The sequence below is a fragment of the Paraburkholderia aromaticivorans genome (genome assembly GCF_012689525.1).
Taxonomy (GTDB): Bacteria; Pseudomonadota; Gammaproteobacteria; order Burkholderiales; family Burkholderiaceae; genus Paraburkholderia; species Paraburkholderia aromaticivorans_A.
In genome coordinates this window covers 1,871,242-1,883,208 of record NZ_CP051514.1, presented here as the reverse complement: position 1 = coordinate 1,883,208, position 11,967 = coordinate 1,871,242, and the positions used below count along the sequence as shown (strand labels likewise).

Sequence of the window (11,967 nt, the reverse complement as noted above, 5' to 3'; positions counted from 1 at the left end):
TGATATAAAAACGGCCGCGCTATCGTTCCTGCTCGACGCGGCCCGAGCCGAAATGCCGGTAAGCAAGACGTGCCGCGAAGTCGAGAAGAAACCCAAGCGCACCGATCACCAGAATGACCGCCGTCAACTCTGAATACGCGAGACGGTCGCGAGTATCGAGAATCAGATAGCCAAGGCCTGAGCTCACACCCAGCATCTCCGCCGGCACCAGTACGATCCACAAGATGCCGATGGCGAGCCGCACGCCGGTCAGCACATGCGCAGCGATGCCGGGAACGTACACGTGCCAGAGCATTTCGCGGCGCGTAGCGGCGAGACTTTCGCCGAGCTGCAACCAGCGCCTGTCGATCGGTGTCATTGGCGTTCTGAAAGTCGTTTAAATCTGTCGGTCTGAAATCCACCTCTTCGCTGGTTTTCTTCGGGTTCGTCTATTTATCAAGGACGTGACTCTTCTTGCGCATTTTCTTCGTTCATCCTAGGCGTTTTCTTCCTTTATTGGTCCCGTTTGTCGGGATCAACCGGTTAAGGTTGCTCGCGGGTGGTGGCGCATGATCGGCGCAAGGGGGCCGATCATGAAACGCCAACGACAACGGCAGTGTTCCGGTTGCGGAGCGTTGTTCCGCCCGGACCCGCGCAACGTCAGACACCAGCGGTATTGCAGCGCCCTCGCGTGCCGTCAGGCGAGCAAGGCGGCCAGTCAGCGCCAGTGGCTTTCCCAATCTGAGAATCAGGACTACTTCCGCGGCCCGCAAAACGTCGCGCGGGTGCAGCGCTGGCGCGAACAGCATCCAGGATACTGGCGGCGTTCAGGTGTGCGGGAGGGCGGTGCGTTACAAGATGACTCCTGCGTGCAAGCCATTGAAACAAAAGAGGAATCGCCATTCTTAACGGGCGATGCGTTACAAGATGTCCTGTCGGCGCAACCCGCCGTGCTGATTGGGTTGATCGCCCATCTGACTGACAGTGCGTTACAAGAAGACATCGCGCTGAGCACCCGGCGCCTGCTACAACTGGGACAGGACATTCTGAGCGGGAGACGCGAGCATGGTGATCAAGCGGGTCATCTGCCCTGAGCGGATCCGGCAGGTTCCGGCGCAGTTCAGCTGGATCGATCACCGGCTGGTGCGCGAGCGGTATATCGAGCGCTGTGACGCCTGTGCTGCCGCGCTGTACCTGTTTCTGGTCACCGTTGCTGATGCCCAGGGCCTGAGCTACTACGCGGACACGTCGCTTGCGCAGCGGCTGTCGATGGCCCCGGCGCGCCTGTCGATGGCGCGCAGCGATCTGGTGCGTATCGGCCTGATCGCCTGGCAAAGGCCGCTGTATCAGGTGCTGGCGCTCGATACACCGCCGCCGGAGTCGGCGCCGCCCGCGCCTGCTCAAGCCGACGTGGCGACCCATCTGGAGCGGCTGCACGCGGCGCTGGGCAAACGCCATGCTTGATTACGAGACGTACTGCAGGATCCGCGACTGCCATGACCGGCAGCATCTGACGATCACGCAGACGGCGCGCGCGCTCGGGCTGCATGCGCAAACGGTGGCGAAATGGATCAGGGCGGGCGCGTATCAGCCGCGCCGCTCGCCACGGCGCGCGAGCCGGCTCGATCCGTTCAAGGCGCAGGTGGTTCGCTGGCTCGATGCGCATCCGTATAGCGTTCAGCAGGTCTTCCAGCGCCTGCGCGAAGCGGGCTTCGAAGGCGGCTACACGATTGTGCGCGACTATGTGAGCGCAATCCGCCCACCGCGACACGAGGCGTTCCTGAAACTTGCCTTCACTCCCGGGGAGTGTGCCCAGATTGATTGGGGCGAATACGGCACGATTGATGTGGGCTCGACGCGCCGGCGACTGTCGTTCTTCGTCATGGTGCTGTGCTATAGCCGCCTGATGTATGTCGAATTCACCGTGTCGCAGACGATGGAGCACTTCCTCGCATGCCATGAGCACGCGTTCGCAGCCTTCCATGGTTGCCCGGCCAGGGTGATGGTGGACAATCTGAAGTCAGCGGTACTGCAGCGCCTGGTGGGCGAGGCGCCGGTGTTCAATCCGCGCTATCTGGATGCGGCGCGTCACTGGGGATTCGACATCGTGGCCTGCAATGTAGGAAAAGGCAACGAAAAAGGACGGGTCGAAAATGGTGTAGGTTACGTCAAGAAAAATCTCCTCAACGGGCTTGAGCTCGCCGGGTTCAGCGCGATCAACCCCGCGGCCCAGCTCTGGCTCGAGACCATCGCCAATGTGCGTATACACGGTGAGACGCACCAGCGCCCCGTCGATCTGTTTGCAGCCGAGCAGGCGCATCTGAAACCGCTGAATCCATCAGCCTACGATGTCGCACGCATTGTGACGGTGCGTGCCAGCAAGCAGTTTCGCGTGGCGCTGGACACCAACCATTATTCCGTGCCGGCCCGGTATGCGAGTGCGCGTGTGACGCTCAAGGCATATCCCGAGCGGGTCTGCATCTACCACGACAACCAGCTGATCGCCCGACATGTGCGAAGCTACGATCGCCATCAGGATATTGAGGATCCCGAACATCCCAAGGCACTGCTCGCACAACGCCGCAATGCCCGGGAACAGCGGCTGATGATGCAGTTCCTGAAACTGGGCCCGCATGCCCAGGCCTATTACGACGGACTCGATCAACGACGTACCAATGCGCGACAGCACGTGCGAAAGATCATCGCATTAAGCGAGATCTACGGCGTCGAGGCGGTCGGGCGTGCCATGCGTGATGGGCTTGCGTTTCACGCCTTCAGTTGCGAGTACATCGCCAACATTCTGGAGATGAAAGCCCGGCAGATTCCCGAAGTCGGCGCGCTGCACCTGGTCCGCCATCAGGATCTGCTGGACATCGAACTCGCGCAACCGGATCTCTCGCACTACGGACCGGAGGAGCCCCATGACGAAAGCTGAACACACCACCATGCACCAGCGCAAACCCGCCATCGATACGTTGCCTGCACAACTCACGGAACTACACCTGAGCTACGTGCTGCAACATTACGAGGCACTGGCTGGCGACGCGGGCGCGCAGCACTGGTCGCATGTCGACTATCTGGCCCACCTGATCGAGGGCGAAGCGCATCGTCGCGAGGATCGTAGTATCGCCCGGCGCATCGCCCTGGCCCGTTTCCCGATACTCAAGACGCTCGACCAGTTCGAATGGAGCTGGCCCACCCACATCAACCGGCTGCAGATCCAGAACCTGTTCCGGCTGAACTTCATCGAAGAGTCGGCTAACGTGATCTTCCTCGGCGGCGTCGGGCTCGGCAAGAGTCACCTGAGTATTGCGCTCGGACATACCGCGTGCCTGCGCGGCTACCCGGTGCTCTTCGCTAACGCGGTGGATATCATTAACTCGGTGAACGCCGCCTATGCGCATGGCGGCCTCAAACGCGAATTGCGCCGCTACGTCAAACCGCGCCTGCTTATTGTCGATGAACTGGGATATTTACCCATCGATAAACAGGGTGCCGACGCGCTGTTCCAGATCATCAGTCAACGATATGAAAAGAGCGCAACCATCATCAACTCCAATCGTGCCTTTAAACACTGGGCTGAGATCTTCAACCACGACACCACGCTCACCTCCGCGTTGCTCGATCGCATCCTTCATCACGCCGAGACTGTCGTCATCGAAGGCAAAAGCTATCGGATGAAAGACCAGATCGACCCTGATCCTGCCGCTTGACCGTCTTCAGCATAGTGAGTTTCAAACCGTCCGTTTTGCGTGACATTCGCGCCGCTCCTGACAAGAGGAGACCGATGGCGATGCGCCGCAGGCTGGTGGCAATGTGGACGGCGAGGCGATCGTCGGTGAAGAGTGACGGCAGCGTTGCCACTGCGCGCGCCGGAGAAAACTGCGCGGCCAGCGTGCCGGGTCCGGCGAGAAGATCAACCGCCAGCCACCATATGGCGACGATGCCGACGAGTCCACCCAGCCCTGGCGCGACACGTCCCAGCCAGCGCGAGGCAAGGCTATCCGCGCGTGTGGAAGAGTTGAGGGCATGCGCAACGTGAGAGTGCGTCGGTAGGCTAGACAACGATCGCGTGACACGAGCAGTATTCGGCGTGCTGGTGCTCGTCCAGGATTGGAGCGACAGGATCGCAAGTTCGGCTGCTTGACCCGCTCGTTTGACGCCCGCCCGCGCCTGCCAAACTCGTAGCCCTCAGCACTTTACGAAGCGTGGATGGAGGCGGATCGAATACGCGAGAACACTTCCCCGGAAAGCAACGCACGAGGCCGCGATCCGATACGCGGAGCGGCGAACGATGCGGCTGCGCTAGCGGCTGGGGCACAGTCAACCGCATCAGACTGCGTTTTCGCGCTCCATGCGCTCGTGGCCATCGCCGGCTTGCGGAGTGTGCTCTGCCTCCAGATAGCGCGTGAGCTCGGCGTTAGTCACGAAGCTGGCGGCGGAAGATGCCGCGAGAATGTCGCTGGCCTCTTGCGGTTTCGCGATCGCAAAGCCCTGCACATAGTCGACGCCCAGTTCATTCAGCGCGCGTAAGGTTTCGAGGTCTTCCACCCATTCCGCAATACTGCGCATGCCGAGATTGCGTGCGAGGCCGATGATTGCCTCGACGATCGCGATGTCGGCCGGGTGGTTACACATCGTGCGCACAAACTCGCCGTCGATCTTTAATGCATCGGCCGACAGCTTCTTCAGATAACGTAAGGATGTCTGACCCGCGCCGAAATCGTCGATCGCGATTTTTGCGCCCATGTCGTGCACGCGCGCGATGAATCGCTCTGTATTCTCGAGATCGTGCAGCGCGACGCTTTCGGTGATTTCGATGCACAGGTAATGGATGACGTCCTTGTGACGCGAGAACAGGGTGAATAGCTCGTCGAGAAAGAGTTCGTCGTTGAGCGACCCCCCGCTCAGGTTCACGCAGACGAAGCTGGTGTTGGGGAGAGCCGCGCGGTTTTCGCTAAGCCAGGCAAGCGTCGTCGAGAGCACCCAGCGGTCGATCTGAATGATCGTGCCGGAGTCCTCGGCGGCGGCGATCACTTTCGCGGCTGTCGTCACCGAGCCGTCCGGCGCGCGCAGCCGCAGCAGCACTTCGAAGTCAAGGGCTTCTGATGGTGCGCGCATCGACATGATGGGTTGCATGACGAGGAAAAGCCCCTCGGGCAGCCGGCTCTGTCCCAGCGCCTCGATCAGATTGATCTCGGCGGCGCGCTCCTCGAAGGCTTGCGCTCCCTTGCGCAGCGCGACAAGCCGCGCATTGCCGCCGCGCTTGGCGGCGCGACACGCGCGGTCGGCAAAGGCGAGGGCGTCCGGTACCCGTTCACCTTGCGAGCACTCGACCACGCCGATCGATCCCCGGACCTGAAACGCTCGTGTGCCGACCTGAAATGGCGCGGCGTTCAACGCCGAGACGAGTTCCCGGCAGCGCGCGATGGCATCGTCGATGGCCATGTTCGCGAGTACGCACACGAATTCGTCACCACCGATGCGCCCAATCGGGATGTGCGAGCCAAGGCGCTCGACGAGGCGCGTGGCGACATGGCGCAATATTTCGTCGCCGGTTCCGTGGCCGAACAGGTCGTTGAACAGCTTGAAGCGGTCGAGGTCGAGATACGCAAGTGCCCACGGGCCGCTTTCGTCACATTGCCGGCCGATTGCATGCTCGATGCCGCGACGGTTCAGGAGACCGGTGAGGGGGTCGTGTTCGGCCAAAAAGTGCAGCCGCTCCACTGCTTTCGAGCGGTCCGTCACATCCTCGAGCGAGCCTTCGATGAAGCTGTTCGCGCGAATCGCCCGCAGTGAGTAACGCCGCGTGTCGGTCTCCGTGCCGGCTGCGCCCTCAATCTCGATCGACGCCGAGTCCTCGCGCGCGAGGAGTTCACCAAGGACGCGCTCGGCGCCCGGGGCAAAATAGTCGGCCCAGCGATGCATGCCGTCGTGCTGAGGGGACAAGCCCAGCATCGAGTGCAGTGCGGGATTGGCGCGGACGAAGCAGTTTTCCCCGTTCAGCGTGAAAAGGCCGATCGGCGTGACGTCGTACGTGTTGCGCAGTTCGACCTGCATTTGGCGGCGGCGTTCGCGCTCTTCGCGCATGCGTTCCGCAATCGCAAACGCGCAAAGCATGCTCGATGACAGCGCTGTCACTACGGGGGTGAACGCGCTTGCCAATGCTTTCACGCCGAAAGCGGCGGCGAGCACTTGCGACAACGTTGCGAGCAGCACGATTGCCATCGAAGCGACATACCAGAGCACCGTGCGCGAGCGCGCCTTGATGAACAACTGCACGAGGAAATAGGTCAGCACCAGTATGCAGAAACTGGCGCTTACCCACAGCACCGGAATGAAGTGCGCGTAGTTCAGCGTGAAGGCGGCGACCATCAGCACGACGCCGCCATACCGGACGGCGTGCAAGCTCCAGCGCAGGCCGATGGCTTTCAGCTCGCGGCGAAACAGTTCTACGAAGAGCGTCGTGGTCAGCACGTAATAGGCGGCGAACGTGAATTCTCGTAAGAGCGCGATATGGTCGGGTGGGATGAGCCAGCCCATCCATTCGGTATCGAAGCCCATTGCGTTGGCGCTCAAGCGAAGGTTGCCGACCAGCCATGCGGCAAAAATCACGTAAGTCCATTCGCGATTGATGATTGCGGTAACGAACACGAAAATCGCCAGCGTCAGCAGGCCGCCGGTGATCAGCGACGCGCTCTCGTGGAAATCGAGGGTTGTTACTTCGAGCTTGTCACGCGCCGATGCGGAGGCCGTGATATACGCGGGCCCGGAAAAGGTGCCCCGGCACAGGATTTGCGAATGGGAGACATGCTCGTCGAGGCCGAGCGTAAAGCCGGCCTTGTTAAAGCGCATCTCGCCGCTCGTGCCGTGGCGGTCGCCCGCGCCGAGCAGCGAAAGGTCGGGAGCTGTCCGCCAGCAGGATAACGTCTCGGCGTGCCGCGACGGCAGGTCGATGAACGTGGCGCCGTCGGTCGCCAGGGCAGGCGCCGTGAGCAGGAACCAGAATGGCGTTTCCGCGAGATGGGTGCTGAAACGTGTGGTGGGCGCGGTATCGCGCAGGCGGGCGATGGCGGCGGCGGGTGACAGTGTTGCCGACGGATCCGCAATCACAGGAAAGCTGAGCGTGACTGTTCCCGTTGTATCGAACTGACGCGGCGCCCAAAGCATGACCGCGACGCTGCCAAGCACAATCACAAATGGCGCTACGTATACTGAAAACCGCTGGAAAGCCCAGCCGGTCAGTCGGTCCCGAAACGTCCACTTCACGCGTGTCATTTGCTGCCCTTCCCCAATGACTTCATTCTCGACTTCATTTCGATACTGCGGTAGTCGGCGGCGAAAGCAGGACTGCGCTGACGCCACCGACCTGTCGTCCGCCCGGATCCCCTCGGGCGGACGCTTTGCTTTACGCTTCGCTCAGCGCTCGCGGACGATCCGGGACGCTGCCCGGCAGGCTGCCCGGCAGGCTGCGGCAATCGGTGCCATGGCCAGCCTCACGCTGCTCTGATGCGACGCTGACGTCGATGTCGAGGTGATCCGTTTCGAAAAAGAATCCGAAGAACGGATGGTTGACCTTCGCCCAGCGCTGACGGACTAAAGCAACCGGTTTCGCCATCACCCGATGCGGCATCCCGCCAACGTGCGCCATTGGCAGGAATTCGTTCTGGCCGTATACGTCGCCGAAGAGCATTGCTTCGTATTCGCGATCCAGCGGTGAACGCGCGGTAATTAACATCCAGTCGACCCCGTTCTGCGCGCAATACATGTAATACGCCTTGCACAGCGCCACCTTTACCATCCGCCCGATCCCACCGCGCGCGACGCCGAGGCGCGTCGCCTCGGCGAGACGCGCCTCGCTCAACCAGTCAGGCAGGCGGACCGATTGTTCGACTGCAAGCGGACCGAATGCATTTGTCTGCACCCGCATGGTGCCGAGCGGGCCGCCATCCAGCCGTGACTGCGCGAGCAGCACGACCGTGCCGGGCGCGCCATCCAACGCCTCGACGCCCATGGTCTCGGCGAATTCCGGCAGGTGGCGCCGATAGGCGGCGCGACGCATCTCGACGGCCTTGTCGAGGTCCGCCAGGTTGCTTACCACCTTTATCGTAAACGGCAACCTCTCGGTTTTCTTTACGATGCGATGATTAAAGGGTTCTCCGAGTGACGTGTAACCCGTATTTTGCTGCAAAACGACTGAATCGATGCGGTCCATTTCAACCCCGTAGGTGAGTGGGAAAAAAGTTTGTCGCTTTCAAAGCGGTAGAACCGCTCCTACGCGACAAACTAGATTCTCATGAACGCAAACGGGGTGATATGGATAGCCGGCAAAATTCGCGGAGCCGAGTTTAAAAAGAAACCTATCCTTTGGGTTCCGAAAAAATTCGACACCAGAAATCCTGAATCTCCGGTCTAACCGTGGTGGTGAGCGCGGAGGTGCGCCTGAGGCAAAATTGGCTCAATACTCGAAGTCAATCCGTGGACTCTCGAACTGAGCGGTCGCTGCCGCACGGGTCTGCAAGACAATGTGCGCTGGGATAAGGACACGCTGGCGAAGAGTCATGCGCAACTGGTTACGCGCACGGCTTCATTGTGCGGCAAATATGCCCGGACGGTGGCGAGCGCTGCCCAAGCGTGTCGAATGCTGGATCTTCCAGCCAGATAGGCCGACGGGACGCGCCAACGTGCCTGGCGTGCCGCGCGCATGCCGCCTTAATCCGGTTGATCAGGATTGGCCGCCTGGCGTTCGGTCGACGTCGTCACTTCTCCAGGGCGGCGCAGCATCTTGTCGACTTCGCCCGCGTGCATCTCTTCGACATGAATCATCTGACGGGCGAACTCCTCGAGTGCGACGGACCGGTCCTCGACTAGCGCGAGCAGTTCGCGATAAAGCGCCAGCGCGAGGTTCTCGGCTTGCAGCGATTCGCGGAGGATCGACGAGATATATTGGTATCTCCTTTTATGTCACCGCGGCAGACACATTCCGCGATTCGCCGCTCTTATCGCGCCATATTGTCTCGACGGATACGGATTCAATGTAGTCCCGCAAGGCAATCTCGCAAAGCGTTAGTTCGAATGTACCCATTTGCGTCGTCCGGCGGCGAGGGGACGTACTTTCCCTGCAGAACCTGGCGATAGCGGAGCGCAGAGCCTTGCACGTGAAGCGGGCGACGTCAGGCCGGCACCTGTCCGGGCGGACCGTCAAGAATACGGAGCTTGTCACCGATGTCAGGAATATTGCGGCCGCCCGAGCGGGATTCGTTGTCAAGTCGATGCGCGGTTGCACGACAATGCACAAGCGTCTCATGCAGTCGGGGTTCGGCCTGAAGGGCGGTCACCACCCTTTCCAGCTCAGCCGGGGACTCACTCAGAAGGGCAGGGACGACCTCTTCCGGCGGTATCAGAGAGCCGCTACTTAGAAGCTGTGCGGTCCAGTCGCATCCGTAAAGAAGCGCGCGTCGCTCGGCCCTTTGCGCTTCTTCCTGATCCAGTGTGGCAAGGCTGTGCCGGTTTCTGTGAAGCGAAGTGCGCCAGGTCGTGAGGATGTCAGTGCGGAGTCTTGCAATGGCGTCACCGAGCGGCGCGTTCTGCCCACCCGCCGCGAGGCGGCGTTCATCGAGCCGGTCGACGTAGTCCCGATATCCGTCGAGGAACGACTGCCAGTTCAGCGGCAGTTCGGTCGTTTGGGCGAACGAGTGGCTGAGCTCACCAAGCTCGTTGCTGATTTCGTGAAGGGCCTGGGTGTCGGCAAGACGCCCTTCATAGACCTCATGAGCCGTCACCATCTGGCGGTGCAGGGGAAACAGGGGATTGCTGTGGCGTCGTTGCAGATGTCGCTCGGCAGCACCGGGATGGGCGCTCCATTTCCAGTTGGATAGCGATTTCGCGTCAAAGTCGACCTTGTCTATCATCGCCCGGAACACTGCTAGCGCCTCCCCGGTTGCGTGGCGAAAGCAGTCAGCGAGCTTGTAGTCATTGCCTTGCAGACTGGCGCTCTCATTTACTCCGGCATAAGGAGACTCGGGTGCGAGTCGGAGGAAACCCGTGGCCAGAAAGAATTCCATCGGCAGCTCTACCGGCAGGCTTTCCAGACGGAACGTGCGCTCCCCGGAGGAAATTCCCTCGATAGAATGCGCAAGGCGATTTTCGAAGTCGAGGAGCGCATCAATCCTGTCACCGGATGACGGTTGCGCCTCCTCAGCGAACAGGCAGAAGGACTCACGTACCATTCGTGCCGCGATGGTGCCGTGCTTCTCGGCAAAGAGCCAGAACCAGAGGGCGAGCTGATATCCGCGGACTCCGTTTCGCAGGACCGGTTCGACATCTGGCGTGAATGTGATGCCGGGTGCGGCCCAGCCTGCGAACGGTGCTGCATCGCTGCTGAGGTACATGCCCAGAAGCTGCTTTATCGACTGATTCGTATCGCTGGGCCAGCTTTGCGTCCCATCTTGCCGCTTCTCGGTTTTCCAGAGTCTCCAAACCATCCTGAACCTCGCAAAGGGATGTGGTGTGCGCTTCGGCAACGATACTTGCACACTCGGCCGCCGATCACTGAACTGGTGCCGCCAAAAACAAGGCTTTTTCCGCCCGCTCCCTGGCGAAAGGACAAGGCGACAGAGTGACGGAGCAGCAAGAAAGGTCGCACGAAGAGTGCGAATCGGGTTACGCAATTGCGAAGCACGACGCCGTTCGTGTGTACGGTCCATGCTACCGGCTGTCTCGTGTGAAACAAAACCTCCCGCGCCCGGCTCCCTCAGACGCTCATCTTTCAGGCGCATCCTTCATGGCCGTTGTTGCGGGCGCGGCACCGAAAGCCGCATCAAGCTGACGAGCCCGTTTTACCTCGTCACCTGGACAAATACGTAGCCAGTTTTTTCTCGTTAATGTACTAGGGCTACGCTGAAAAAGGTCAACGGCATTGGTCGCTCAATCGTTAGATGTGCATGAAACAACAGACCCTTGCGATGGCGGCCGATCAAGGCGCCGGATTTGAACAGTACCGTCGGCCAACCAAACGCGATGTGTTCCTTGAGACGATGGAGCAGATCGTGCCGTGGGCGCAGTTGTGCGAGGTTGTCGAGCCGTACTATCCGAAGGGTCAGGGCGGTCGCCCGCCAGTGGGTCTGGAGCGCATGCTGCGCATGCACTTTCTGCAGCACTGGTTCAACCTGGCCGATGAAGCCTGCGAGGAAGCGCTGCTGGATAGCACCGCATTGCGGCGATTCGTCGGCATTGACCTGGGGCGCGAGCGCGTTCCTGATGGTACGACGCTCTTGAAGTTCCGGCGGCTGCTGGAGCGCAACAAGCTCGGCGAGCAATTGTTCGCCAAGGTCGGCGAGGTACTGCAAGGGCGCGGACTGAAGGTAGGCAGCGGCACCATCGTGGATGCCACCATCATCGGTGCGCCGAGTTCCACAAAGAATGCGGACAAGGCGCGAGATCCCGAAATGCATCAGACGAGGAAGGGCCAGCAGTGGTACTTCGGCATGAAGTTGCACATCGGTGTGGATAGCCAGACGGGTCTGGCACACAGCGCGGTAGTGACAGCGGCGAACGTGCACGACAAGCATCCGCTGCCGGCGCTGCTGCATGGCGGCGAGCAGCGTGTGTACGGTGACAGCGCCTATGCGAGCCAGAAGGAACTCATCGCCAGCAAGGCGCCGAAAGCCAAGGACTTCACCAACCAGCGTGTGCGCAATCGCAGTGGTGAAGTCGATGAAGCCAGGCGCTCGAAAAACCGCAGCAAGTCGAAGATTCGTGCCCGGGTCGAACACGTCTTTGCGGTGGTCAAGCGGCTGTGGGGGTTCGGCAAGGTGCGCTATCGCGGCCTCGCGAAGAACGCCACGCGCGCCTTTACCACACTCGCGCTGGCCAACATCTACATGAGCCGCACGCGGCTGATGGCACAGCTGCGTCCATGAGTAGCCAAAGTGGGTCGAGAGACCCGCTTGCAAGGCCCTTCAGGGCCAGAAAATCGAACCAGTCGGG

The 11,967-nt window shown here is 60.9% G+C and carries 8 protein-coding genes and 3 pseudogenes; 6 read left to right on the top strand and 5 right to left on the bottom strand.

The window, feature by feature from the left end:
* Window positions 1-19 precede the first annotated feature (19 nt).
* A pseudogene (locus tag HF916_RS08845) lies at window positions 20-349 on the bottom strand (ABC transporter permease); the annotation flags it as partial.
* A 223-nt stretch (window positions 350-572) separates the two neighbouring features.
* Between HF916_RS08845 and HF916_RS50735 the strand changes: the two are divergent.
* Genes HF916_RS50735 through istB form a run of 4 tightly spaced genes read left to right on the top strand, consistent with a single transcriptional unit; the run spans window position 573 to window position 3,692 of the window.
* Complete coding sequence (locus tag HF916_RS50735; protein ID WP_240975187.1) at window positions 573-1,073, top strand: hypothetical protein; 501 nt, start codon at window positions 573-575, stop codon at window positions 1,071-1,073.
* Entirely contained in the window at window positions 1,045-1,443 is a 399-nt protein-coding gene (locus HF916_RS08835) for a hypothetical protein (RefSeq protein ID WP_168787652.1), read from the top strand. The genes HF916_RS50735 and HF916_RS08835 overlap by 29 nt, the downstream gene beginning before the upstream one ends.
* Window positions 1,436-2,914 carry an IS21 family transposase gene (gene istA / locus HF916_RS08830; RefSeq protein ID WP_168787653.1) on the top strand — a complete coding sequence of 493 codons (1,479 nt, stop codon included), beginning with the start codon at window positions 1,436-1,438 and terminating at the stop codon, window positions 2,912-2,914. The genes HF916_RS08835 and istA overlap by 8 nt, the downstream gene beginning before the upstream one ends.
* The gene (gene istB, locus HF916_RS08825; RefSeq protein ID WP_206001714.1) at window positions 2,901-3,692 is read left to right on the top strand and encodes an IS21-like element helper ATPase IstB; all 792 of its coding nucleotides are present in this window, start codon (window positions 2,901-2,903) and stop codon (window positions 3,690-3,692) included. Before istA ends, istB begins: the two co-directional genes overlap by 14 nt.
* A gap of 619 nt (window positions 3,693-4,311) precedes the next feature.
* Here the strand turns inward: istB and HF916_RS08820 are convergent.
* A complete protein-coding gene (locus HF916_RS08820) occupies window positions 4,312-7,257 on the bottom strand; it encodes an EAL domain-containing protein (protein WP_168788542.1) in 2,946 nt (981 codons plus the stop codon).
* 130 nt (window positions 7,258-7,387) lie between these two features.
* Window positions 7,388-8,194 (bottom strand): N-acyl amino acid synthase FeeM domain-containing protein, encoded by an 807-nt coding sequence (locus HF916_RS08815; RefSeq protein ID WP_168788541.1) that lies wholly within the window; start codon window positions 8,192-8,194, stop codon window positions 7,388-7,390.
* A 249-nt stretch (window positions 8,195-8,443) separates the two neighbouring features.
* Here HF916_RS08815 and HF916_RS08810 point away from each other — a divergent pair.
* Window positions 8,444-8,644: pseudogene (locus HF916_RS08810) on the top strand (3-keto-5-aminohexanoate cleavage protein); the annotation flags it as partial.
* Between the two features lie 47 nt (window positions 8,645-8,691).
* On the opposite strand, the pseudogene HF916_RS08805 reads toward HF916_RS08810, so the two are convergent.
* Both HF916_RS08805 and HF916_RS08800 read right to left on the bottom strand, forming a co-directional pair.
* Window positions 8,692-8,922: pseudogene (locus HF916_RS08805) on the bottom strand (ferritin-like domain-containing protein); the annotation flags it as partial.
* Window positions 8,923-9,152: 230 nt separating this feature from the next.
* Window positions 9,153-10,463 carry a tryptophan leader peptide gene (locus tag HF916_RS08800; protein WP_168788540.1) on the bottom strand — a complete coding sequence of 437 codons (1,311 nt, stop codon included), beginning with the start codon at window positions 10,461-10,463 and terminating at the stop codon, window positions 9,153-9,155.
* A 459-nt stretch (window positions 10,464-10,922) separates the two neighbouring features.
* Here HF916_RS08800 and HF916_RS08795 point away from each other — a divergent pair, with 459 nt between their 5' ends.
* A complete protein-coding gene (locus HF916_RS08795; protein WP_168787361.1) occupies window positions 10,923-11,900 on the top strand; it encodes an IS5 family transposase in 978 nt (325 codons plus the stop codon).
* The last annotated feature ends 67 nt before the right edge of the window (window positions 11,901-11,967 follow it).